A 23,992-nucleotide genomic window follows, 5' to 3' on the forward strand; every position below is an offset into this window, starting at 1 on the left:
GGGAGCGGTCATAAAAAATCCGCTATCACATAAATTAATAGCGGATTTGGCGTTTTTTAAAGAAACAGTCAACTGTGCTTAACTGCTCGGCATGACAGCCGCAGCCGCACTTTTTACTGCCTCAAACTAACTGTCTGCGCGCCTTCTTAACCAAAACAGCCCGACCACAAACAACAGCAAACAACACAGCAGCCCCAAGGTGACCGACTCGGTATATCCCATCACCAGATAACCACCAAGTGAAATAAAGGCAACTAGCAACGCATAGGGCAACTGCGTGGTCACATGGTCGATATGATGGCAACTGGCTCCGGTAGACGACAAGATGGTCGTGTCTGAAATCGGCGAGCAATGGTCGCCAAAAACCGAACCGGATAATACCGCCGCCATCATCGGCAACATCATGCCTTGATGGCTTCCCATCGCCATATCGGCAGCAATGGGCAGCATAATGCCAAAGGTTCCCCAACTAGTACCGGTGGAAAACGCCGTCAGACCAGCCAAGATAAATAACACCGCTGGCAACAACGCAAACGGGATATTACCGCTTGCCAGACTCGCCATAAATTTACCCGTCTCCAGTTGCCCAATGATCCCTGAAATTGTCCAGGCAAACATCAAGATATAAATGGCTGGCAACATGGATTTAGCACCGACAAACAGCCCAATTGCGATATCCTTCAGCGGCAACTTCTGCCGCAACGCTAGCAGTAACGTGGTGCCCAATCCCAACAGCGCCCCAAAGAACAACGATGCACTGACATCGGTTTTTTCAAAAGCCCCAATGATCGAAAATGCTTTACCTTCACTGAGCAAAACATCAGTACCACTGCGTACCATAAAATATAAAGTGGCAATAACCAGCACTGAAATAGGGATAAACAAACCACCCACTTTGCCACTGTCTGCTTCTTCCAGCTCAGCGGTGGCACCTGGTGGCACGCCCTTACTGTCATCATACAGTTGCCCTTTGCGAGCATTGAGTTCGTGGCGGCGCATGGGGCCGACATCCAATTCAAACAGCGCCACAAACAGCAACAACAATAACGCAAATAAAGGATAAAAATTCATCGGGATCATCTCGACAAACGCGGTGAGATGTCCGGTCGAAGCCATGCCATGCGTTGCCAGAATGCCGCCAATCAAGGCGATAATATAAGCGCCCCAACTCGATACAGGCGAAATCACACACACTGGCGCTGCCGTAGAATCCAGCAGATAAGCAAGCTTGGCTCGCGAGATGTAATAACGATCAGTCAAAGGTTTGCAGATACTGCCCACCACCAAACTATTAAAATAGTCATCAATAAACACCACACAGCCAAGAAACATGGTCAGAAGCTTGGCATCCCTGCGTTTACGGATATGTTGTTTGGCCCAGTTAGCAAAGGCGCGAGCAGAACCACTGACCGTTATCAGGGCGGTAATCATGCCCAGCAACAGCAGAAATCCTAAGATATATAAGTTCCAACTATTTGGCGCGCCATCGCTCCAGAATAGACCTGAGACCTTGTCAGCAAGATAGACAGCGGAATCATTAATAGACCACTGATTCAGCAATAAAGTACCGATAAGAATACCAATACCGAGCGATAGCAGCACTTTACGGGTGAGGATCGCCAACAGAATAGCCACCACAGGCGGCAATAACGAAAGTGCCGAATCGGCATAACTGAGTATTGTCATTGTTTTAATATGTTCTTATGTGACCGGCGGGAGGCACAAAAAGGCACACAATAGGCAGTATCGCCCAGTGTGCCTGGCCGATCATCACAGACCGACTTCTTTTCAGTAGCGCTCCACGGCAGTTAATTCGGCTATTTATGTTTAGCCCACCATGGCAGTGCTGTCCCTATTCGGGCACAGCCCCAACAACGGAATTGATGGTTCCAGTTGTTTCGGCATCGGATCCTTTCACGACACATCAAACGGTATCACCCTGCTTGCCGCTACTCATATCAGATGCGCCTCTACTTCTCAGAACGCCGTTTGGCGCGAGGCAGAAAACAAAAAAGGCAGCAATGGTGCTGCCCATAGCTGCCTATCCTGACGCAGAAGCTAAATTAAATCAACTCTACCAGTTTGGGTAATGCCTCAAACAGATCGGCTTCCAAGCCATAATCTGCCACTTGAAAAATCGGTGCCTGAGGATCTTTGTTAATCGCCACAATCACTTTTGCGTCTTTCATTCCTGCTAGATGCTGAATAGCCCCGGAAATTCCCACAGCAATGTAGAGTTCGGGGGCAACAATTTTGCCAGTCTGTCCGACCTGTAGATCATTGCTGATGTAACCGGCATCAACAGCCGCACGGGAAGCACCAACAGCGCCACCGAGTTTGTCTGCCAACGTTTCTAGCATGACAAAATTCTCAGCGCTGCCTAGAGCCCGGCCACCAGCCACAACAACGCGGGCATTAACCAACTCGGGGCGTGCAGATGCCACCGCCGTATGTGACAACTCATGGCATACTGATGGTATCACGGCATCAACAGCCACTATTGCCGCATCGCCAGTGGTCGGTACGGCAGCAAAAGCACTGGCGCGTATCGTGGCGACTTTCACCGCGTCCAGACTCTTGACCGTTTCTAAGGCATTACCCGCATAAATCGGGTGAACAAAAGTCTCCGCATCCAGAATGTTGACCACTTCCGATACCATAGCCACATCCAATAAAGCGGCCACGCGTGGGAGTAAATCTTTCCCTGTCGAGGTCGCCGCCGCCAGAATATGGCTGTGACCAGATGCCTGCGCGACCACCAGCTTGGCAAGATTATCAGCAAGTTGGGCTTTATAGGCGGGGTTATCCGCCAGCAGGACACGGCTGACCCCTTGTAGTTTTGCCACTGCATCGGCCACGGTCGCGCAACCACTACCAGCAACCAGCACATCTATATCACCCGCCAGACTCGCCGCCGCGGCGATGACTTTCGCGGTTTCAGATTTAACACTGACATTGTCATGTTCGGCAATTACTAATACTGTCATGTCAGATCACCTTTGCTTCGTTCTTCAATTTATCAACCAGCGCTTCAACCGAATCTAGCATCACGCCTGCCTGACGTTGCGCTGGCGGCGTAACAGCCACTACCTGCTGATGCGATTTCAAGGTCACGCCAAGTTCAGTGAGCGTCAGCGTATCCAGCGGTTTACGTTTTGCCTTCATGATGTTCGGCAGCGATGCATAACGCGGCTCATTGAGCCGCAAATCGGCGGTTACCACCGCAGGTAAAGGTAATTGCAGTTGCTGTACGCCACCATCCACTTCGCGCTTAACGGTCAATTGTCCATCGGCAATGTGGATGGCAGATGCAAACGTGGCTTGTGGTAGGTCGGCTAATGCCGCCAACATCTGCCCGGTTTGGTTGTTATCACCATCAATCGACTGCTTACCCATCAGGATCAGGTCCGCTTGTTCACGTGCCTGCAAGGCCAGCAATATTTTGGCAACAGATAAAGGGACTAGAGGCTCATCTGTTTCCACCAGAATGGCGCGATCAGCCCCCAGAGCCATGGCGGTCCGCAGTTGTTCCTGCGCGACTTTTGGCCCGATACTCACCACCACGACTTCATCCGCTGTGCCAGCTTCTTTCAGTCGGACAGCTTCCTCCACGGCAATTTCACAGAAGGGATTCAGGGCCATTTTCAGATTTGCGGTGTCAACTGCTGTATGTTCCGCATTCACGCGAATTTTAACATTGGCATCCACCACCCTTTTTACGGGTACCATGACTTTCATAGGACTTCCTTTGCTGCACTCGTAACAGATTTCTGATAGGAACAGAGCCACCTTAAAAGATGGCTCCTAGCTGCAGCCAACTCTAAGCTACGTTTACGTTCACGTCAATCAATTTAAACAAGTGTTTAGACAATAATCTATGCTTTATTGCCTTAATTATTTCGAGTAAATGACCTAAATATTGATTTAGCTATATTGGAAATTAAAAAAAATGGCGAATGAACTGAAATTCATTTGATCCATTTTAATAATGTTTCTATTATTCGTCGTGATGTCATATTAATCCCAAGTTCTATATAGAGTGGAATCAAAATAATTATGAGCGAATTTCTTGAAATATTGACTCACGCCCGCCGCTTTAAAGCTGCTGTCAAAGATCTGAGCGTAGAAGAACTACGTGATCTGGCAAATAAGCTGGAAAAGATTGTGACTGAACGTGAAGAAGAAGCCGCCGAAGAAGCCAAAGCACAAGCTGATCGTCTGGCAAAAATTGAAGAGATCCGGCAACAAATGGAATCCGTAGGGCTTTCTGTTGAAGATCTGGGTGTTGTTGCCGCGGCAAAACCGGTTAAAAAACGCGCGCCACGTCCTCCTAAATATAAGATTGAAATCGATGGCGAAACCGTTACCTGGACAGGTCAGGGACGTATGCCTACTGTTTTCAAAAATGAAGTGGACAATGGCCGCTCCATGGATGATTTCCTGATTGACTAAACGGTCAATTGATTTTAAAAGCCCCAAGTAACGGGGCTTTTTTATTGTCATCATTGATATTTAAGAAACAATACGTTTTAAAAAGCCTTACAATTCACTATTGGTGTTTACACATTATCTGCGATAACGTGAGTTCTGCCCTTCAAGACCAGGAAAGGTTTGAATATTCATGAATCGTAAGACTTTCACCGCAGGTCTCTGCGCCCTGCTCAGCCTGACAACCGCGGCCGGAGAAAGCCAGTTAGCAGATAACACACCGACACTCACAGCATTGACTCATGCAACCCTGATAGTGTCGCCAGGGAATCAATTATCGAATGCGACCTTGTTGTTAGAAAATAACAGGATCAAAGCAATTCTTCCGGACAATAATATTCCACATAATGCCTATGAGATAAATCTTTCTGGCTTGCGAATTTATCCAGGTTTTATCGATCCCTATGCGGAATATGGCATAGAATCTTCCAAGAATTTACCTAAGTCCCAGTCACCGATATATAACATTAAACGTATCGGTGGTAACGCAGCAAATGGTGCGATTCATGCAGAAAAAGAATGGTTCGCCCAAGTTTATCCTGATGTAAAAGCGGCAGATAAATGGATAACAAATGGATTTACAAGTGTCCAAAGTGCGCATCTGGATGGAATATTTCAAGGCACTGCGGTGACATTATCTCTCGCAGATAAAAAAGCACACGAGATAATTTATAAATCCCGTAGTAAACAGTTTATGGCATTTGATAAGGGCAGTTCACCTCAGGACTATCCCACCTCATTAATGGGCAGTATTGCACTTATCCGCCAGACCTTCAGCGATGCCCGCTGGTATAATGACAGTGTCGCCAAAGCCAAAGATTATCCCGAAGAGGTTAAAACGCCAGATTTTAATATTGCCTTAGAGCGTTTAAGTAATATAAAAGAACAAGGCGTTATATTTAATAGCGGCAATCTTAATAATGAATTACGTGCAGCCAAGTTATTGAAACAACAGGGGCTGAAAGTACAGTTGTTGGGAAGTGGCGAAGAATATGCCCGCCTCAACGAACTGGCGGCCTACCATCCACAGTTAGTTTTGCCGTTGAATTTTCCCTCTGCGCCAGATGTCAGTAGTGAAACAGCCGCCGCCAATGTGTCGCTATCGGAACTGCGACATTGGGAACGCGCCCCAGCGAATCCGGCTAGCCTTGCATCGGCAGATATTCCATTTGCCCTGACTCAGCATGGTATTGACACCAAAGCGTTCTGGCCACGGTTAAAGATGGCTGTTGCTGCCGGATTGACAGAAAAACAAGCCCTGACCGCACTGACCACCCAAGCAGCAGAATTGGCCGGGGTTGCAGACGTTACCGGCAAACTGGCTCCCGGTTATATGGCAGATTTAGTCATTACGCAGGGGAGTCCCTTTACCGATGGCAAGATTGTCAGCGTCTGGCTGCAAGGCAAAGAGCACCCGCTGCTGCCAGATAGTCACCGTTGGCAAGGTGATTACAAGTTGAGTTTTGCCCAACAGGAGTTGGATCTGTCACTGCAAATGGCAAACACCGCGGCAGGCAAGTCCAAAGGTCATTTTAGTAGCGGCGATAAAGAGCTTACCGTTAGCGACATTGCCGCCGATAGCCAACGGCTGAATTTCACGGCCGATCTCAGCAGTATGGGGTTAGCAGGCGTCAGCCGTTTCAGCTTGTGGCGTGATAACGATAGCCTGCGCGGCCGTCTGTTATTGGCCGATGGCAAAGTTGAGCCAATTAATGGAGTGATATTGGCGGCGGCCGCGACCACTGCCACACAGAAACCGCCTACTGAGGTCAAATACCTAGGGCAGCAAGTCACCCCAGTACAAGCATTTGGCGTGACAGCACTCCCCACAGAGGAAAAACTGCATTTCAAAAATGCCACCGTCTGGACTTCCGCTGCTGCGGGGGTTTTGCAACACACAGATGTCTTGATTGCCAACGGTAAAATTGCACGTATCGGCCAGCAGTTAACGACGCCATCGGGTTACCAGATAATTGATGCCAGCGACAAGTATCTGACAGCCGGGATTATTGACGAGCACTCGCATATCGCCATCAATGGTGGCGTTAATGAAGCATCAGAAGCCGTTACCGCAGAAGTCCGTATTGGCGATGTTATCGATCCCGATGCCATTGCAATATACCGTTCCTTAGCCGGAGGTGTTACAACCGCTAACCTGCTGCATGGCAGTGCCAATCCTATTGGCGGGCAAGCACAAGTGATCCAATTGCGTTGGGGCGAAACCGCAGAAGGGCTGAAATTTACACAAGCCAACAAAGGTATCAAATTTGCGTTGGGGAAAACGTCAAACAAAGCAACTGGGGCGAAAACTTCAACAAACGCTTTCCTCAGAGCCGTATGGGAGTAAAAACCCTGTTTGCCGATACCTTTAATGCAGCACTCGAATATGACGCCAATCGCCAAGAATATGCAGAATTGCGCTCCCGCGATAAGCGTAAAACACTGGAGCCTCGCCCTGACTACCGCTTAGAAACGGTAGCCGAAGTAGTCAAAGGTGAGCGCGATGTGCATATTCACTCTTACGTCCAGTCTGAGATCCTAATGTTTATGCGCTTGGCCGAAGCCTATGACTTTAAAGTCAAAACGTTTACTCATGTGCTTGAAGGTTACAAGCTTGCTCCCGAACTCGCCGCCCATGGTGCTGGCGCATCCACCTTTGCGGATTGGTGGGCCTACAAATTTGAGGTCTATGACGCCATTCCACAAAATGCCTGCCTAATGCAAAAACATGGAGTACTGACATCGATTAATTCCGATGACTATGAAATGCAGCGACGCTTGAACCAGGAAGCCGCTAAATCGATTAAATACTGTGATATGTCAGCAGAAGATGCCTGGAAGATGGTCACCATCAACCCTGCCAAACAACTTGGTGTAGATGATGTCACCGGTTCTGTAGAAGTCGGCAAGCCAGGCAGATATAGTGCTGTGGGACCACAACCCGCTATCTGCCTACGCCAAGACTGAAAAAGTCTGGATTAACGGTAAACGTTACTTTGACCGGGAACAAGATGCCCAAAAACACGAGACATTGCTCAGGAACGTCAAGCATTGATCCAGAAAATACTCAACAGCAGCGATGAACGCAAACAAGGTGAACAGTCACAGCCGCCAGCGGAACCTATGTGGCACTGTGATACCGAATACAACGCTTGGCACAGCCATAAGGAGCAAGCTCTGTGAATATTATCCAACGTACGCTGTTGCTGACAATTTTAAGCGCTTGTAGCTGTGCGGCCGTTGCCCATGACATGGCTCCAGCGGCGAAGCCACAAGGTGCTACCCTGCTGAAAAACGCCACGGTACATACAGTGCTGAATGGCACCTTGTCACACACCGACCTATTACTGGAACAAGGCAAGATCAAAACCATTGGTAGCAATCTATCTGCGGCGGAAGCACGCGTGATAGACCTGACCGGCAAGCATATCTATCCAGGATTGATAGCCCTTGATACCACGCTCGGGCTCACGGAAATTTCCATGGTGCGTTCCAGCAACGACACCAGTGATATTGGCGATGATAATCCACAATTACTGGCCGCGGCAGCCTACAACCCGGATTCAGAGCTACTGCCAACAGTGCGCGCCAACGGTATCACCCATGCCCAGAGTACGCCTCGTGGTGACGGCTTGGCAGGCCAATCGCTACTGGTGAATCTGGATGCCTGGACTATTGAAGACGCCACCCATACCGCGACTGGTCAATATCACCTGTATTGGCCCGAGTTACCAACCGTCTATGCCGATAAAGCGCGAACAGAAAAAGCCGCAGAAGCCTATCAGCAAGCGGTTAAGCGCATCAAACAACACTTCAATGCCGCATATCGCTATCAACTAGGCAGTGCCAGTAAACAACATCAAAAAGAAGATATTCGCTGGCAGGCGCTTATGCCGCTGTTCAAGGGCCATGGCAAACTATTTGTTCATGCCGATCAGCAACAAGCCATTGAAGAAGCCGCAGCGCTTGCCAGACAATACCAATTGCCGTTAGTGATTGTGGGCGGTTACGATGCCTGGCGCTTAGCCGAAGTGTTAAATGAACAACATGCCGCGGTTATCTACACCCATTGTCTCGATCTGCCAGCGCGCCCGGATGAGCCGATTGGTCAAGCATTCAAAATTCCCGGATTGCTAAAAAAGTCGGCATTCCTTTTGCGATTGGTTTTAGCGGTGACTGGGATAGCCGTAATTTGCCATTAGCAGCAGCGCAAACGGTTGCTTGGGGCTTGACCCAAGAAGAGGCTTTAAAAGCGATTACTTATGATGCGGCTCAGATAGTCGGCGCCACAGGGCTGGGTGCCATCGCCGAAGGCTACGATGCCAGTCTGGTGGTGAGTGATGGCGACATTCTCGACCCGATGACCAGTAAAATTGAGGCATTATATATAGATGGGCGACAAATCGATCTGAATAATCGTCATCGTCAGCTTTATCAAAAGTACCTCAAGCGATAGAATCAGCCTAAGCGCCCTGTACCGTTGCAGGGCGTAATTTGCCCTTCTATCCATAAGGTACGGCCATGAAACAACTGGTTATTTTTCCACTGGCAGCGCTTCTATGCGCCTGTGGCAGCGATTATACCTTCAATTCCAACCTCGACCGTAAAGCGTTCCAGGAATACTTCAAACCTTCTGAAGTGCAATTGTTTGATCATACCCAGCCAACTGTGCCCTATGAGATCTTGGGACTGGTAGAGGGAAATGCCTGCCAGATAGAAGAAAACGGCGTGCCTGCCAGTTTAGCGGATGCGCGTACTGATGCCCGCCGCAAAGCCGCGGATATCAAAGCCAACGGCCTGATTATCAAAAGCTGTACCGAGTTACAAGAACCTGGTAAAGGTTGCTACAGCAGCGCCATTTGTGTCGGCCAAGCCATTCGCTTGCAGCAGCAAAACTGATCCCAACCTATGCAGTTTGATAGCAGAATCGAAGCCGTTGCTGTATGCCGCACGCCTTATAAACAGAAGTTTGGCATTCCCAGACAACCTGGCTTGGTAGACTTTGTCCGTGGTTATGTGGAGCTGGTGCCGCCCTATAATCATATTGATGCTGTAAGAGGTCTGGAACAGTATTCCCATCTGTGGCTATTGTTTTGTTTTCACGAAAACCTCGCACAAGGCTGGAAAACCACGGTGCGCCCGCCACGGCTTGGTGGCAATGAAAAACTTGGGGTGTTTGCCACTCGTTCGACCTTCCGCCCCAATGGCATTGGTCAGTCGGTAGTGAAGCTGCACGCCGTCCAGCAGCAAAAAGGCAAAGTGGTCTTAGAGATTTCTGGAATGGATCTGCTAGATGGCACCCCAATTATCGATATCAAGCCCTATATACCTTTTTCCGATGCAATTCCTGACGCCGTCGGTGGCATTGCCCAGCAAGCGCCGGAACAGGTAAACGTCAGTTTTACTGCGGCGGCGGACGCTCAAATCGCTAACATCAGCGCGCAGTATCCAGGCCTTAAACAGCTGATTATTGCGGTGTTGGCACAAGATCCACGGCCTGCCTATAAAAAGGCGAAAGACGACCCGAAACGTTATCAAGTGGCACTGTACGATCTGGATATCTTCTGGTACGCCACCCCATCCGGTATTGAAGTAGTGGAACTGCAACCAGCGCCTTCACAACGACAGGAAAAGAGCTGCGATGCCGACGCATAATGCTGACACCTTACAGGCACAGCACAAAAAGCGGCTATCGTGGATGCCCTGGCTTTGGTATCGCTTAAAACCCAAACACCTGCTGTGGGCTGAACCCTGGCAACAACAGATCCAGCAACAACTCACCGCATTGGAAACCATCACCATTGGCGACAACTGTTTCATCGCGCCAGAAGCTGCCCTATTTGCTGAACCCGGCCGTGCGATCACCATTGGCAAACAGTGCATGATTGCCGCGAACTGTTTTCTTCATGGCCCTATCACCCTAGGTGATGAAGTCAGCATTAATCATAGCTGCTCACTGGACGGTGGCAGCAAGGGCATCGTCATCGGCGCCCAGAGCCGCATCGCCAATAATGTCACCCTCTATGCCTTCAATCACGGCATGGCACCGGATATGCCGGTGTATCGCCAGAGCAGCCAATCCCGTGGCATTGTTATCGGCCGGGATGTTTGGGTGGGCGCACAAGCAGGAATTGTTGATGGCGTGACCATAGGTGATGGCGCAGTTATCGGCATGGGCGCCATAGTGACTAAAGATGTCCCCGCATGGGCCATTGTTGCGGGCAACCCAGCGGTTGTCATAGGCGATCGGCGACAAAAACCCCGCACTGGCAGTAATATCAATTCCGCACTGGACTGAAAGCATAAAATTGTGGATTTCCCCGTAGTGGCAGCGTGACATCACCAAAGCAGGTGATAAAATGTCGGCCATTCAACTTCATGGGGCCTTGGGTAAATGCGAATCAGCCAATACCTACTATCAACTCAAAAGGAAACTCCTGCCAACGCAGAAGTGGTCAGTCATCAACTTATGTTGCGCGCCGGGATGATCCGCCGCAATGCATCTGGTCTGTACAGCTGGTTACCGTCAGGTTTGCGCGTACTGCGTAAAGTCGAAGCCATAGTGCGCGAAGAGATGGAAAAAGCCGGTGCCATCGAAATCCTGATGCCAATGGTGCAACCAGGCGATCTGTGGGTCGAAAGTGGTCGTTGGGACAAATTTGGCCCAGAACTGCTGCGTTTTGTTGACCGTAATAACCGCGATTTTGTACTCGGCCCGACACACGAAGAAGTGATCACCGACCTGATCCGCAAAGAGATCAGCTCATATAAACAGTTGCCTTTGACACTGTTCCAGATCCAAACCAAATTCCGCGATGAAGTACGGCCACGTTTCGGCGTGATGCGCGCGCGCGAATTCCTGATGAAAGATGCTTACTCTTTCCATCTGGATCAGCAGACCATGGATGATACCTATCACGCCATGTACACCGCTTATTGCAACATCATGTCACGTATGGGTTTGGAATTCCGTCCAGTGCTGGCCGATACCGGTTCTATCGGTGGCAGCATGTCCCATGAATTCCATGTTTTGGCGCAGAGCGGTGAAGACCTGATTGCCTACTCCACTGGCAGCGATTACGCCGCCAACATCGAGAAAGCCGAGTCACCATTGCCAACCAGCACTCGCGCGGCAGCCACTGCCGCCATGCAATTGGTGGATACACCCAATGCCAAAACTATCGATGAACTGGTCAGCCAGTTCGGCCTTGCCATTGAAAAAACCGCTAAGACCCTGATTGTTCGTGGCGACAGTGAAGAAACGCCATTAGTTGCAGTGATGGTACGTGGCGATCACGAGCTGAACGAAGTCAAAGCCAGCAAGCTGCCAGGCGTGCTGGCACCGCTGGAATTTGCCACTGAAGCGGAAATCCGTGCTGCCATTGGTGCCGGTCCAGGTTCTTTAGGCCCGGTTGGCCTGAAAATGCCACTGTATATTGATCACGCAGTTGCTGTGATGAGTGATTTTGGCGCAGGTGCCAACCTTGATGGTAAGCACTATTTCAACATCAACTGGGAACGTGATGTCGCCCTGCCACAGGCATTTGATATTCGTAACGTGGTTGAAGGCGAAACCACTCCAGACGGCAAGGGTGTTTATGCCTTTGCCCGCGGTATTGAAGTCGGCCATATCTTCCAGCTCGGCACCCGTTATTCACAAGCGATGAACGCTACCGTGCTTGATGAAAACGGCAAATCACAAATCATGCTGATGGGCTGTTATGGTGTTGGAGTCAGCCGTATCGTAGCGGCTGCGATTGAACAGAATCATGACGATCGCGGTATTATCTGGCCGGATGCAATTGCGCCGTTCAAAGTGGGCATTCTGCCAATGAACATGCACAAGTCACATCGGGTTACCGATATTGCGGAGCAGCTTTATAAGGATCTGCAAGCCGCCGGGATCGAAGTGCTGTTTGATGATCGTAAAGAACGTCCAGGGGTGATGTTTGCCGATATGGAACTGCTGGGTATTCCGCATACCATAGTGATTGGCGACCGCAATATCGATGCTGGGGTATTTGAATACAAGAACCGTCGTACCGGGGAAAAACAAGAAATCCCTATGGCGGAAATTGTTGATTTTATCAAAAACGCGACAGTTTAACTGAAGTGAAGCCCCGGTTGTTCAGGGGCTTTATAAACTGCACAAGATCACAAGGTATCATCCCATAAAAAAACGCAGCAATGGCTGCGTTTTTTATTTAGCGACTCGGCTCAAGCCTGGGTATCAACGCCACCGCCCTGAGACACCATCACCATAGCTGGGCGCAACAGGCGGTCATTCAGCAGATAACCTTTCTGCATCACCAACATCACGCTATTAGCAGGATGCTCTGCGCTGGGCTGCATACCAATGGCCTGATGCTGTTCTGGATTGAATGGCTGCCCTAATGGATCGACCTGTTTCACACCGAATTTTTCCACTGCCGCCAACAGGGTTTTCTGGGTTAATTCCACCCCTTCAAACATCGCTTTAGTGGTTTCATCGGCTTTATCGGCACCCAGCAAGGCACGTTCCATATTGTCGATCACCGGCAGCAGTTCGTTAACGAACTTCTCCAGAGCAAACTTGTGGGCTTTTTCCACATCCAGTGCCGCACGACGGCGAACATTGTCTACTTCAGCAGCCGCACGTACGACAGCATCTTGCTGCTCTGCTACTTTGGCCTGGGCTTCAGCTAACGCCTGTTCCAGTTCTTCAATACGAAAGTTGGCCTGGGTCAGTTCGTCTACCACACTGGCATCTGCCGCCTGGGCTTCCGCGGCGTTACCTTGCGCAGCGACAGCCTCATCCATCTGCGCTTGTTCTGCTTTATGTGATTCGTTGCTCATTTTCACTCCGGCTAAAAATGCTTTAAATGCTTTGTTTCTGCATACTCTGCGCATATTATGGGGATCAATTTCGCTGTTTCAACCCTGGGGTTCCAAAAAGTATGCTCTCCGAATTCCATACCATCGGTCTTATCGGCAAACCGCACCACCAGGGCACCACTCAAACCCTCAAACGTTTGTTGCATTGGCTGCAAGCTCGCCATCATGAGGTACTGGTGGAAGAGCGCGTTGCCACCGAGTTAGGCCAAGGTGTTGAAGCCGTTGACCTGTTGGAAATTGGTGAGCGCTGTGATCTAGCGATTGTAGTCGGTGGCGATGGTAATATGCTGGGCGCCGCGCGGGTGCTGGCAAAATATGATATCGGTGTTATCGGTGTCAACCGCGGCCATTTGGGGTTTCTCACTGACTTGCCACCAGATGCCTTTGAAGAGTCTCTCGCCAAAGTGCTCAAAGGCGAATATGAAACTGAGCACCGTTTTTTGTTGGAAGCGGAAGTTCACCGTCATGGCGAACTGAAAGCGTCTAACACCGCGGTGAATGAGGCGGTACTGCATCCCGGTAAAATTGCCCATATGATTGAATATGAGGTGTATATCGATGATCAGTTCATGTACAGCCAACGGGCGGACGGCATGATAGTTTCCACGCCTACCGGTTCAACCGCTTACGCGTTATCTGCCGGTGGCGCGATCCTCACGCCCAATCTAGAAGCGCTGATCTTAGTGCCCATGTTTCCTCATACTCTTTCCTGCCGCCCAATTGTGGTTGATGCTTCCAGTACCATTAAGCTGCTGGTGTCACCCGATAATGGCGAAACGCTGGAAGTAGGCTGCGATGGTCACGTTACGCTGGCGGTCATGCCCGGCGATGAAATCATCATCCGCCGTAATACCAGTGAGCAATTAAAACTGATCCACCCTAAGGGTTATAACTACTTTCATGTGTTACGAAATAAACTGGGTTGGGGCAGTAAACTCTTTTAATCCTGATTTTCTAAGAGAAAATCTGACCATTGATAATCACTTTTGATTCTTTCTTTCATAAAATCACTTTATTGAGCATTTCATGCGCCCGCTATTGTCATTTCCAAGCATCTTCTTAACTTGTTTTTAACCATATGTTTTTAAAGGTACATTTACATTCGCTTATGTTTTGAACATATTTAGCGACCCCTAATGTGATATTCGTCACATTAGATATTTCTAAATAAATATGAACTTTTAATCAATGGTGAAAAAATCAGATCAATAACTTTCAAAAACAGATGAAATAATGCCTATCAATAAAAATGCCACATAAATAATCAAAACATCATTCCTCTACAGCATTATCTATTAAAAACACTTGTGATATACATCACAAATAATACAATGATTTTCCTGCGCAAGTTCTCATAGACACAAAATGGCTTTCTTCAGCAGCTTCTAGATGATCCAGATCATGTTGAAGATGCAAAAATTAACAAAGATTATCCACAAATAACAAAAATCGGCTGGCATCCATTTGGGGAACCAGACCGGAACAATGACAACTACAAGCAACATGAAAACAAGAGGCAAACATGACCTTTCTGCAACTTCTAGCTAGTCTGAGCCCAGTCATCAGCGTCATGCTGTTCCTGGTGTTGTTACGTATGCCTGCGTCCAAAGCGATGCCCATCTCTATGGTGATCACCGGTTTGGCTGCAGTATTTATCTGGCACATGGATACCCATTTACTGGCAGCTTCAGTCGTGGAAGGCCTGTTGGCCGCCATCACTCCGCTGACCATCATTTTTGGCGCAGTGTTCCTGTTGAACACATTGAAATATTCGGGGGCAATGGACACTATCCGCGCAGGTTTTACTAACATCAGTGCCGATGCGCGGGTACAGGTCATTATTATCTGCTGGTTGTTTGGTTCCTTTATCGAAGGTTCTGCCGGTTTTGGTACACCAGCGGCCATTGCGGCCCCCTGTTGGTACTGCTCGGTATTCCTCCAGTAGCTGCCGCAGTGGTAGCGCTGATCGCTGACTCTGTGTGTGTATCATTTGGGGCTATCGGCCTGCCAGTGCTGTTTGGTATGGAACAGGGGCTGCTGCAAGGTGGTACCAGCATGGCAGCGGCACAGATTGCTGAACATGGCGGTACTTACGCTGGCTATGGCCGCTTTATTGCCATGCACATGATTTCCATGGATTTGATTGTCGGTTCGCTCATCCCATTGGTAATGGTGGCAATTCTGACCGGATTCTTTGGCCGCAAAAAGTCCTTTAAAGAAGGTCTGGCTATCTGGAAATTTGCTTTATTTGCCGGTTTCGCCTTTACCGTACCCGCTTGGCTAATCAATTACTTTGCTGGTCCAGAGTTCCCTTCTGTTATCGGTGCCTTGGTGGGTATGGCATTGGTTATCCCGGTTGCCCGTAAAGGCTGGTTACTGCCAAAACAACCCTGGCATGACTTTGCCGAAAACGAAGAAGGGGCAACCGTTGCACATGCTGAAGCACACTTCAGCCAATTTGCGGCTTGGACTCCTTATCTGATCATGGCAGCTTTGCTGGTATTGTCCCGTACTGTGGCACCGCTGAAAGCTTGGTTGGCTAGCTTTAACATCAGTATCACTGGCATCATGGGCACTAGCCTGAAAGCCAGTTTTGCCACCTTATATGCGCCTGGCGCATTCTTCATTGCCGTATGTATTTTGGGCTTCTTCCTGTTCCGCATGAACGGGAATGCAATCAAAAGCTCGGTGGCCGTTTCCTGTAAATCAATGATCCCGACTATCATCTCCCTCGGCGCATCAGTGCCTATGGTGAAAATCTTCCTGAACTCAGGTGCCAACGAAGCGGGTTTATCTTCAATGCCTGTAGCACTGGCAAATCTGTTAGGTTCCAGCCTTGGTTCCATTTGGGAATGGATGGCACCAATTGTTGGTATTTTCGGTGCTTTCTTGTCTGGTAGCGCGACTTTCTCCAACATGATGTTCTCTGGCTTACAGTACAGTGTGGCTGAAAATATCCAAGGTAATCACACTCTCATCCTTGCATTGCAGGGTATGGGCGCAAACGCTGGTAATATGATGTGCGTTATGAACGTGGTTGCGGCGGCTACTGTGGTCGGTATGGCTGGGCGTGAATCAGAAATTATTCGTAAAACGATGCCGGTAGCGCTGGGTTATGCCCTGCTAGCTGGCACTATCGCCTTCGTGTGGGGCGGTTACTAAACGCAACGTATAACAGATCAGAAGCAGGGGCTAACGCAGCCCCTGCCAACTTATGTGGGTTAATGTTCAAAAGAGATGTCTTATGTCAATCAATTATCAAGCTGTAACTGAAAGTCTGCGCCAGTTGCTTGGGGAACGCGCCGTCAGCAATGATCCGGTACGACGTTTTGCCTGGTCAACTGATGCCAGTTATTTCCGTATTGTACCGGAAGTGGTGGTTCACGCTGAATCGCTCGATGATGTGAAGAAGACCCTGGAAGTTGCCCGCCAGTATCAAGCCCCGGTAACGTTCAGAGCCGCTGGTACCAGTCTTTCTGGTCAAGCGATCGGTGAAGGTATCCTGCTGATGCTGGGATTTGATGGTTTCCGAACTATCGATATCAGTACCGACTCCAACAAGGTGACGCTAGGTGCTGCCGTTATCGGTGCCGATGCCAACGCCGCACTGAAGCCTCTGAACAAGAAGATTGGCCCTGACCCTGCAACATTGGCCTCAGCAATGGTCGGCGGGATCGTTTCTAACAATGCGTCTGGCATGTGTTGCGGCACTGCACAGAACAGTTACCAGACCATTGCATCGGTGAAACTGGTTTTGGCCGACGGCACAGAGTTAGACACCGGCTCCGAAGCTTCAAAAGAGGCGTTCCGCCAATCGCATGGCGAACTGCTGGAATCGCTGAAGAATCTCGGAGAGATGGCCCGTGCCAACGATGCTTTAGCCGCCCGCATTCGCAAAAAATATGCGATTAAAAACACCACAGGTTACAGCCTGAATTCACTGGTGGATTTTGCCGACCCATTTGACATTATCAACCACGTTTTGGTTGGTGCTGAAGGCACGCTGGCGTTCGTTAACGAAGTGACCTACCACACAGTTGATGAAGCTAAATTTAAAGCCTCGGCACTGGCAGTATTCTTCAATATGGAAGATGCCTCACGCGCCATTCCACCCATCCAAGGTGAAAGTGTCGCCGCAGCGAACTGCTGGACTGGGCGTCTATCAAAGCCGTTACCGGTAAACCTGGGATGCCAGATTGGCTGAGCCAACTGCCAGAAGGCGCAGCAATCCTATTGATTGAGTCCCGCGCTAACGACCAAGCAACCCTAGAAAAATACACTCAAGATGTGATCCAAAAGCTGTCGCATATTGAGACTGAACGCCCGATTACCTTCAGTACCGATCCTGCGGTATACGGTAAATATTGGGCAATGCGTTCCGGTCTATTCCCAATTATCGGTGGCGCCCGTCCGAAAGGCACCTCGGTGATTATCGAAGACATTGCCGTTGAAGTAGAGCATCTGGCCAGTTGCGCCCATGATCTGACAGCCCTATTCCATAAATTTGGTTATCACGAAGGGGTTATTTACGGCCATGCGCTGGCAGGTAACTTCCACTTCATCATCACTCCGACCTTCCATTCCGAAGAAGATATCACCCGCTTCCATGACTTTATGGATGCCGTCGCTGACATGGTGATCAACAAATACGATGGTTCGATGAAGGCTGAACACGGTACTGGCCGTGCGGTAGCGCCATTCGTAGAATTGGAATGGGGTCACGAAGCCTACACGCTGATGAAGAGCATCAAACAGATCTTCGATCCTCAAGGCCTGCTGAACCCCGGTGTTATCCTTAACGATGACAAACAGGTGCATGTCAAAAATATCAAGCCATGTCCTGTGGTGGATGATTTTGTAGACCGTTGTATTGAATGTGGTTTCTGCGAAAAAACCTGTCCGACATCGGCATTGAACCTGACACCTCGGCAACGTATCGCCACCCTGCGTGAAATTGCCCGATTAGAGGAAACCGGTGACAAAGCCGCCGCGGAAAAAATGCGCGTTGCTGCCAAATATGATGTGGTTGATACTTGTGCGGCCTGTCAGTTGTGTACCATTGCCTGTCCAGTAGACAACAGCATGGGGCAACTGGTGCGTAAACTGCGTACCCCTTATATCACCAGCACCCAGCAGAAGGTCTTGGATTTCCAAGCAAAGAACTGGGGCGCCGTGAATACTGTGCTAAGCAGTGGCTTTAACATTCTCAACATCATCCATAAAGTGACTGGCGACAGCATCACTGGCGGTATGATGAAAGCTGGCCGTGCGCTTTCAGCCGAAGTGCCTTATTGGAATCCAGATTTCCCGAAAGGCGGTAATCTGCCACAGCCATCTACCCCTAAACCAGGTCAACCTACCGTTGTTTACTTTGCCGCCTGTGGTGGCCGTACCTTTGGCCCGACACCGGTCGATCCCGATGATCGTACCTTGCCGGATGTCGTGGTTACGCTGCTGGAACGCGCCGGTTACAACATCATCACGCCACCTAAGACCCGCAGCCTGTGCTGTGGTCAGATGTGGGAATCCAAAGGCGACTTTAAAAACGCTAACGGTAAACGTGATGAGTTGATTGAAGTACTGCGGAAGATCTCCAACAACGGTGAAATACCGATTGTGATTGATGCGCTGTCATGCACTTACCGTACATTGACAGGCAACCCAGACTTTAAGATCCTCGATCTGGTGGACTTCCTCCACGATGAAGTGATGCCTAAGCTGAAGCTGACCAAGAAACCTAAGGTGGCACTGCACCTGGGATGTTCAGCGCGCAAGATGCACATCGAACCGAAAATGGAGGCGATCACTGCGGCCTGTGCTGACAGCATAGTGAAACCCGCAGGGATTGACTGCTGTGGTTATGCAGGCGAAAAAGGTCTGTATAAACCAGAAATCAATGCCACAGCCCTGCGCAACATTAAGAAACTGTTGCCAGCTGAGGTCAATGAAGGCTACTACGCTAACCGCATGTGTGAAGTGGGTTTGAGCCATCACAGCGGCGTATCGTACCGCCATTTGGCTTATCTGTTGGAAGAATGCAGCCGCTGATAAGTTGAGTTTGAAAAGGGAGTATTTACTCCCTTTTTCATTTATGTGATGTAATAAAATTCCGTGGTAAAAAACCAACGGCAATATAAAAATAAACAATAATAATCAATATGTTATATTTTCCCATTTTTGAAAAAATATATTTTGTCATTTACTGAATAGCTACTGTTGCTCTGCTAGCCGAAGGTATATATTCGCTAGCGCATACGGTAACCGGCAATCGATACAAGCTGAAGCAGTGAGCCACACTGCCACCGGTCCGAATGTGAGCAAAGTTGATAAAAGCACTAAGGAAACGCCATGAAAATAGCTTTATTTATCCCTTGTCTGGTCAATCAGCTGCTGCCACAAGTAGCGATTGCCACAACGGAATTACTCGAAAAACTGGGGCATGACGTAATACTGCCGGAAGGACAAACCTGTTGTGGTCAACCTATGACTAACTCAGGCTGTTTTAACGAAGCCCGCAGTACCGTGATGAAACTGCTCAATGCCTTTAAAGGTGTTGAATGCGATGCCATCGTTTGCCCGGCTGCGTCCTGTTTGGTCGCCGCCAAGGAAAACTTTCACGAATATGATAACAGTCCAGAAGCCAAGGCGGTTATCGATAAGCTCTACGAACTGACCGAGTTCCTGCATGATGTGGCACCGGTAGACAGCTTCCCACGCGCATTCCCGCATAAAGTTAGCCTGCAGTTATCCTGCCACGGCTTGCGTATGCTGGAATTAGCCAATGCCAGTGAATCTATGAAACCTGGATTCAACAAAATGGCGGCATTGCTGGAAAAAGTCCCAGGAGTTGAGATCCTCTATCCAGAACCTCGTGATGAATGCTGTGGTTTTGGTGGTACTTTCGCCATGGATGAAGGTGCCGTATCGGCCAAAATGGGCAATGACAAAGCACAAGCCCATGCCAATACTGGCGCAGAATATATCGTCGGCTTTGACCCATCTTGCCTGATGCATTTGGATGGTCTGATACGCCGCCGACAACTGCCGATTGAAATCCGCCATCTGGCGCAGATCCTCAACGACGCCATCTAGGAGCCACGTGATGTCACAAGCACAAACCAGCGTTGGCCACGCCGAAAAGGCCGATATATTTTGCAAAGATGAAGCCCGTGTTGACTGGCATTCCAAAGCACTTTGGTTACTACGCCAGAAACGCGACCGGGCGGCGGCAGCGGTGCCGGAATGGGAAGAGCTACGGACGCTCGGCTCTGAAATCAAGCTGCACACCTTGACCCACCTGCCACAATATTTGGAACAGTTTGAAGCCAATTGCCAGAAGAATGGCATTATTGTGCATTGGGCTAAAGACGGTGATGAACACAACCGCATCGTTCATGAGATCCTCAGCAAACACCAGGTGAAAAAGCTGGTGAAATCCAAATCGATGCTGACGGAAGAATGTCACCTCAATCCTTATCTGGAAAGTAAGGGCATTGAGGTCATCGACACCGACCTAGGTGAACGCATTATTCAGCTCAACAAGCAGCCGCCTTCACATATTGTGGTGCCCGCCATCCATCTGAAAAAAGAGGAAGTGGGCGAGCTGTTCCACGAAAAAATCGGCACCGAAAAAGGTGCCAGCGACCCAACCTATCTGACCCGTGCCGCCCGTGCGCATCTGCGTGAGCAGTTTCTAACTGCCGATGCGGGGATGACCGGCGTTAACATGGCCATTGCCGAAGAGGGTGCCATCGTCGTGTGCACCAACGAAGGTAATGCCGACATGGGTTGCAACTTGCCTAAACTGACGCTGCACTCTATGGGTATCGATAAGCTGATCCCTAACAAAGAAGCCGCATCAGTGCTGTTACGTACCTTGGCACGCAACGCCATTGGTCAGTTGATCACCACTTACAGCAGTTTCTATCACGGGCCAAAACCCGGTGGTGAAATGCATGTGATCATCGTCGACAATGGCCGTAGTGAAATGCTGAAAGATAAACTGCTGGCAGAAAGTTTGAAATGTATCCGCTGTGGCGGCTGCATGAACACCTGTCCGGTTTATCGCCGCAGCGGCGGCTATAGCTATAACTACTTTATTCCTGGACCGATTGGTATTGCTGTGGGGTCGAAACACGATGATACCAATACCATTCCCTGGGCTTGTACCTTGTGTGGTTCCTGTACCTATGTCTGCCCGACCAAAGTACCGCTGCACAACATTATTGCCTACCAACGGCGCCTAAAAGCTGAGGCAGGCAAACTGCCTTACGGTAAAGCCGGATATATGCCAATGGTTGGTAAGCTGATGTCTAGCCCTACCCTGCTGAACTGCGCCATGAGTGTGGCCCGTTTCAGCCTGCGCTATCTCCCAGGCAGTATGCTCAAGCCGTTTGCTGGTGCTTGGGGAAAATACCGTGAGCTGCCAAAAGCGCCCGCCTCCAGTTTTGAGGCTTGGTACAAGAAGAACAGGAGCAAATAACATGTCCAGTAAAGCCGAAATGCTGGCAGCGCTTAAGTCTGTCGCTCTGCCTGAACATCCAATGCCAAAAGTTGAGATTGCGCCACGCTTGGATGATCTCATTGGTCAGTATGAAGCTAGCCTCAAAGCCTGTGGCGGTACGCTCATTAGAGACAACGCCTTGGCCGCACTGCAAAACCAGGTAGACGCCTTGGTGGCCGAAGGTAAGCAGGTAATCTCTCGGGTGGATGCCGTCGCCGGAAACCGCGAGGTGCCAAGCGATCCACACGCACTGAAAGATATCAACTACGCGGTGATCCCTGGGCAGCTAGGTGTAGCGGAAAATGGTTCTATCTGGGTCACTGAAGAGTTAGCGGGGATCCGTATTGCGCCATTTATCTGCGAAAACCTGATGCTGGTATTGAAAGCCGAAGATGTAGTGGCCAACATGCACCAAGCACTGGCGAAAATCAGCCTAGATGACACAGGTTTTGGCGTGTTCATTGCGGGCCCTCAAAAACTGCCGACATTGAACAAGCGCTGGTCATCGGTGCTCACGGTGCCTGCACTTTAAATGTGTATCTGATTTAACGCCGAAAACCCGTTAAAAAAGCCGCAGCAATGCGGCTTTTTACTCACTAAGATTCTGACGTAGCACACCACTAATCAATATTCGTCGGCAGGTTTAGCTAACACACTTCAAGCAGCGAGGTTTAAACCCATAACACGATTAGCTGCAATAACAGACAAGCCACAACGCCCGCGAGAATATCGTCGGCCATTACGCCGAGTCCGCCTTTCACGTTTCTATCTAACCAACGAATTGGCCAAGGTTTGACAATATCGAAGAAACGGAACAGTACAAAACCTACGATTGGCCATTGCCAGCCGGCCGGAGCAGCCAGCATGGTCAACAGATAACCCGCCACTTCATCCCAAACAATCGCCTTGTGGTCATGAACGCCCAGATCGCGACAGGTCTTGTCACAGATATAGATCCCCGCGACACACACCATCAGGGTAACAATGACATAAGTCGATAGCGGCAACAAACTCAGCAACAGATACAAGGGCACGGCAGCCAAGGTGCCAAAAGTGCCTGGTGCAACCGCGGCCAAACCACTGCCAAAACCCAACGCCAGAAAATGGATAGGATTACGCAGGCTAAGTGCCGCTAACCGTTTGTCTTTAGAAAAAACTCATTGAAAATGCTCGAATCCCTGTTGTGTCGGCACAAACTCTTCGCCCTTAAATTGCAATTTGAGCTTGTTTACTGCCTGGATCTGACCAATCTGGGTAAAACGCACGCCAGCATGGCTCAGAGCCGTATCCAATGCTCCCCGCTGCGCCTCTGGCACAGTGAACAGCAACTCATAGTCTTCACCGCCACACAAGGCATAGTTCAGCGCGGTTTCTAGCGTGACACTGTCACTCATGGCTGGTGATAGTGGCAATTTTTCCACATCGATCACTGCGCCGACACCAGACGCTTTCAGTACATGGCAGATATCAGAATTAAGCCCATCAGAAAGGTCGATAGCGCTGGAGGCCAAGCCACGCAGCGATTGTCCGGCCAGCACCCGTGGTGATGGATGGTAATGCCGATTAATCAGAAATTCGCGATGCTCGCTACTCACGGTTCTGCTGCCTCGCAGGATATCCAACCCCAGTGCAGAATCGCCCAGCGTGCCGGTCACATAGATCCAATCGCCAGGTTTGGCACCACTGCGCGTCAGCGCCTTGCCTTCAGGCACCTGGCCATGCACGGTAATAGTGATCGATTTGGGGCCGCGGGTTGTGTCGCCACCCACCAGAGCAATCATGTAATAATCGGCCGCCTCAAACAGGCCGGAGGCAAAGCCTTGCAGCCACAAATCATCGGCGGTTGGCATGGTGAGCGCGAGAGTCATCCAGGCGGGTTCTGCGCCCATGGCCGCCAAATCCGACAGGTTGACCGCTAAGGATTTATAACCCAGCGCCTGTGGTGGCATTTGTGGTAAGAAGTGCACATTTTCCACTAGCGTATCGGTGGATATTGCGAGCAATTTATTTTCAGCAGGCTTTACCAGCGCACAATCATCGCCAATCCCCAGCTTAACATCCTTGCGGTGTTGGCTCTGGCCGGTAAAGTAATGTTCGATCAGTTGGAATTCTTTCATTGTTACTCTG

Annotated in this window: 14 protein-coding genes, 5 pseudogenes and 1 riboswitch; of the genes and pseudogenes, 13 read left to right on the top strand and 6 right to left on the bottom strand. The window is 49.7% G+C overall.

Annotated elements, in window-relative coordinates:
* Positions 1-126 precede the first annotated feature (126 nt).
* The 3 genes from KHX94_RS03640 to KHX94_RS03650 form a co-directional block, all read right to left on the bottom strand.
* Positions 127-1,686, bottom strand: a complete 1,560-nt coding sequence (locus tag KHX94_RS03640; RefSeq protein ID WP_213682402.1) for a Na+/H+ antiporter NhaC family protein — start codon at positions 1,684-1,686, stop codon at positions 127-129.
* 98 nt (positions 1,687-1,784) lie between these two features.
* A riboswitch (Lysine riboswitch) is annotated at positions 1,785-1,981 on the bottom strand.
* Between the two features lie 82 nt (positions 1,982-2,063).
* Positions 2,064-2,987 (bottom strand): electron transfer flavoprotein subunit alpha/FixB family protein, encoded by a 924-nt coding sequence (locus tag KHX94_RS03645; RefSeq protein ID WP_213682403.1) that lies wholly within the window; start codon positions 2,985-2,987, stop codon positions 2,064-2,066.
* Between the two features lies 1 nt (position 2,988).
* On the bottom strand, positions 2,989-3,738 hold the full coding sequence (locus KHX94_RS03650) for an electron transfer flavoprotein subunit beta/FixA family protein (RefSeq protein ID WP_213682404.1): 750 nt from the start codon (positions 3,736-3,738) through the stop codon (positions 2,989-2,991).
* A gap of 318 nt (positions 3,739-4,056) precedes the next feature.
* On the opposite strand from KHX94_RS03650, the gene KHX94_RS03655 reads away from it, so the two are divergent.
* The 7 genes and pseudogenes from KHX94_RS03655 (at position 4,057) to KHX94_RS03685 (ending at position 12,595) form a co-directional block, all read left to right on the top strand.
* Positions 4,057-4,452 (top strand): H-NS histone family protein, encoded by a 396-nt coding sequence (locus KHX94_RS03655; protein WP_213682405.1) that lies wholly within the window; start codon positions 4,057-4,059, stop codon positions 4,450-4,452.
* Positions 4,453-4,621: 169 nt separating this feature from the next.
* Positions 4,622-7,671 (top strand): annotated as a pseudogene (locus KHX94_RS03660) (amidohydrolase family protein).
* Positions 7,668-8,944 (top strand): annotated as a pseudogene (locus KHX94_RS03665) (amidohydrolase family protein). Before KHX94_RS03660 ends, KHX94_RS03665 begins: the two co-directional pseudogenes overlap by 4 nt.
* Before the next feature lie 65 nt (positions 8,945-9,009).
* Positions 9,010-9,387: an Rcs stress response system protein RcsF gene (gene rcsF, locus KHX94_RS03670; RefSeq protein WP_213682406.1), complete on the top strand. Its 378-nt coding sequence runs from the start codon at positions 9,010-9,012 to the stop codon at positions 9,385-9,387.
* Positions 9,388-9,396: 9 nt separating this feature from the next.
* Positions 9,397-10,143 (top strand): tRNA (N6-threonylcarbamoyladenosine(37)-N6)-methyltransferase TrmO, encoded by a 747-nt coding sequence (tsaA, locus tag KHX94_RS03675; protein ID WP_213682407.1) that lies wholly within the window; start codon positions 9,397-9,399, stop codon positions 10,141-10,143.
* Positions 10,130-10,786: an acyltransferase gene (locus tag KHX94_RS03680; protein ID WP_244859313.1), complete on the top strand. Its 657-nt coding sequence runs from the start codon at positions 10,130-10,132 to the stop codon at positions 10,784-10,786. The genes tsaA and KHX94_RS03680 overlap by 14 nt, the downstream gene beginning before the upstream one ends.
* Before the next feature lie 96 nt (positions 10,787-10,882).
* Complete coding sequence (locus tag KHX94_RS03685) at positions 10,883-12,595, top strand: proline--tRNA ligase (protein WP_213682408.1); 1,713 nt, start codon at positions 10,883-10,885, stop codon at positions 12,593-12,595.
* A 110-nt stretch (positions 12,596-12,705) separates the two neighbouring features.
* On the opposite strand, the gene grpE is transcribed toward KHX94_RS03685, so the two are convergent.
* A complete protein-coding gene (gene grpE / locus KHX94_RS03690; protein ID WP_213682409.1) occupies positions 12,706-13,323 on the bottom strand; it encodes a nucleotide exchange factor GrpE in 618 nt (205 codons plus the stop codon).
* Positions 13,324-13,424: 101 nt separating this feature from the next.
* Here grpE and nadK point away from each other — a divergent pair, with 101 nt between their 5' ends.
* From nadK to KHX94_RS03720, 6 genes and pseudogenes are all read left to right on the top strand, one after another.
* Positions 13,425-14,306: an NAD(+) kinase gene (nadK, locus tag KHX94_RS03695; RefSeq protein WP_213682410.1), complete on the top strand. Its 882-nt coding sequence runs from the start codon at positions 13,425-13,427 to the stop codon at positions 14,304-14,306.
* Positions 14,307-14,884: 578 nt separating this feature from the next.
* Positions 14,885-16,524: pseudogene (locus KHX94_RS03700) on the top strand (L-lactate permease).
* A gap of 82 nt (positions 16,525-16,606) precedes the next feature.
* Positions 16,607-19,410, top strand: a pseudogene (locus KHX94_RS03705) (FAD-binding and (Fe-S)-binding domain-containing protein).
* Positions 19,411-19,710: 300 nt separating this feature from the next.
* Entirely contained in the window at positions 19,711-20,454 is a 744-nt protein-coding gene (locus tag KHX94_RS03710) for a (Fe-S)-binding protein (RefSeq protein ID WP_213682411.1), read from the top strand.
* Positions 20,455-20,464: 10 nt separating this feature from the next.
* Entirely contained in the window at positions 20,465-21,844 is a 1,380-nt protein-coding gene (locus KHX94_RS03715; RefSeq protein ID WP_213682412.1) for a lactate utilization protein B, read from the top strand.
* A 1-nt stretch (position 21,845) separates the two neighbouring features.
* A pseudogene (locus tag KHX94_RS03720) lies at positions 21,846-22,414 on the top strand (LutC/YkgG family protein).
* A gap of 122 nt (positions 22,415-22,536) precedes the next feature.
* Here the strand turns inward: KHX94_RS03720 and KHX94_RS03725 are convergent.
* Together KHX94_RS03725 and thiL are read right to left on the bottom strand one after the other, a co-directional pair.
* Positions 22,537-22,986 carry a phosphatidylglycerophosphatase A family protein gene (locus tag KHX94_RS03725; protein ID WP_213683315.1) on the bottom strand — a complete coding sequence of 150 codons (450 nt, stop codon included), beginning with the start codon at positions 22,984-22,986 and terminating at the stop codon, positions 22,537-22,539.
* 36 nt (positions 22,987-23,022) lie between these two features.
* A complete protein-coding gene (thiL, locus tag KHX94_RS03730; RefSeq protein ID WP_213682413.1) occupies positions 23,023-23,982 on the bottom strand; it encodes a thiamine-phosphate kinase in 960 nt (319 codons plus the stop codon).
* Between the last annotated feature and the right edge of the window lie 10 nt (positions 23,983-23,992).

The organism is Shewanella dokdonensis (genome assembly GCF_018394335.1).
GTDB classification, from domain to species: Bacteria; Pseudomonadota; Gammaproteobacteria; order Enterobacterales; family Shewanellaceae; genus Shewanella; species Shewanella dokdonensis.

Coding starts and splice junctions, on each gene's coding strand:
- KHX94_RS03640 (WP_213682402.1), bottom strand. CDS start 1,686: ATGACAATACTCAGTTATGCCGATTCGGCACTTTCGTTATTGCCGCCT.
- KHX94_RS03645 (WP_213682403.1), bottom strand. CDS start 2,987: ATGACAGTATTAGTAATTGCCGAACATGACAATGTCAGTGTTAAATCT.
- KHX94_RS03650 (WP_213682404.1), bottom strand. CDS start 3,738: ATGAAAGTCATGGTACCCGTAAAAAGGGTGGTGGATGCCAATGTTAAA.
- KHX94_RS03655 (WP_213682405.1), top strand. CDS start 4,057: ATGAGCGAATTTCTTGAAATATTGACTCACGCCCGCCGCTTTAAAGCT.
- rcsF (WP_213682406.1), top strand. CDS start 9,010: ATGAAACAACTGGTTATTTTTCCACTGGCAGCGCTTCTATGCGCCTGT.
- tsaA (WP_213682407.1), top strand. CDS start 9,397: ATGCAGTTTGATAGCAGAATCGAAGCCGTTGCTGTATGCCGCACGCCT.
- KHX94_RS03680 (WP_244859313.1), top strand. CDS start 10,130: ATGCCGACGCATAATGCTGACACCTTACAGGCACAGCACAAAAAGCGG.
- KHX94_RS03685 (WP_213682408.1), top strand. CDS start 10,883: ATGCGAATCAGCCAATACCTACTATCAACTCAAAAGGAAACTCCTGCC.
- grpE (WP_213682409.1), bottom strand. CDS start 13,323: ATGAGCAACGAATCACATAAAGCAGAACAAGCGCAGATGGATGAGGCT.
- nadK (WP_213682410.1), top strand. CDS start 13,425: ATGCTCTCCGAATTCCATACCATCGGTCTTATCGGCAAACCGCACCAC.
- KHX94_RS03710 (WP_213682411.1), top strand. CDS start 19,711: ATGAAAATAGCTTTATTTATCCCTTGTCTGGTCAATCAGCTGCTGCCA.
- KHX94_RS03715 (WP_213682412.1), top strand. CDS start 20,465: ATGTCACAAGCACAAACCAGCGTTGGCCACGCCGAAAAGGCCGATATA.
- thiL (WP_213682413.1), bottom strand. CDS start 23,982: ATGAAAGAATTCCAACTGATCGAACATTACTTTACCGGCCAGAGCCAA.